Origin of the sequence: Dyadobacter sp. BHUBP1, from assembly GCF_050587785.1 — a bacterium.
Taxonomy (GTDB): domain Bacteria; phylum Bacteroidota; class Bacteroidia; order Cytophagales; family Spirosomataceae; genus Dyadobacter.
Genome location: NZ_JBOBIH010000047.1, coordinates 1 through 666 on the forward strand (window position 1 = coordinate 1; position 666 = coordinate 666).

The 666-nt window shown below is 45.0% G+C and carries 1 protein-coding gene; it reads right to left on the reverse strand.

Annotated elements, in window-relative coordinates; all coding sequences use genetic code 11:
- On the reverse strand, window positions 1-199 hold a 199-nt coding region (locus ACQ4MZ_RS31570), incomplete at its 3' end, for a hypothetical protein (protein ID WP_430852030.1).
- Between the last annotated feature and the right edge of the window lie 467 nt (window positions 200-666).

Genomic DNA, 666 nt, shown 5'->3' on the forward strand with positions numbered 1-666 from the left:
TGTTTGAGTACCAAACAAAATTCAAAACCCCGATGATAAGCTGGAGGCAAAAAGAAGTAGCGGCGACGTATAAGGCGACTCGCCCGACGCTTTTGAATTGCTGGTTTTGATTAAACATGGAAACGATCCAGACAATCAACCCGACGGGGCAAAAAATAAAGCTGAACAAATAAATAATTCCCTTTTCCAGTTTGCTCATTTGGTTTCCTCCACCTGACAGTCGAATGATTTTGGGGAGGCTGCTTCTGTGTGGAAGCAGCTTTCCGCACATGGAAAACGTGGAAGGCGCAGTTGTCCCTACTGGAGCTAGCTTTTGCTTCGCTCGTTCTTCAGTAGCAGCATCCCTATGACGTTTCCAATCAACTCGAACAAAGCAAAAAGCAATTCCATCCGGTTTTCCCCTCCAAAAAATCCTTTTTTTGTATATACGACTGTATTCATGTCTTGGTTTCGGATAGGAGCGAAAGGAAAGTGTGGCTTCCGCTAGCGCATCGCTCCCATGACTTCGTCAAACGCTTTTGACCTCTACGTTTACAAACATGGGCATGACGTAATAATCAGACATGACAAAATATCCTTTCGTATGTGAGTCGGAATGACTGACATCAACGCTAAAGGATGACGCTGGCGGGAAGGCAAGGGGGAAGACTTTACTTTTTGGACGTT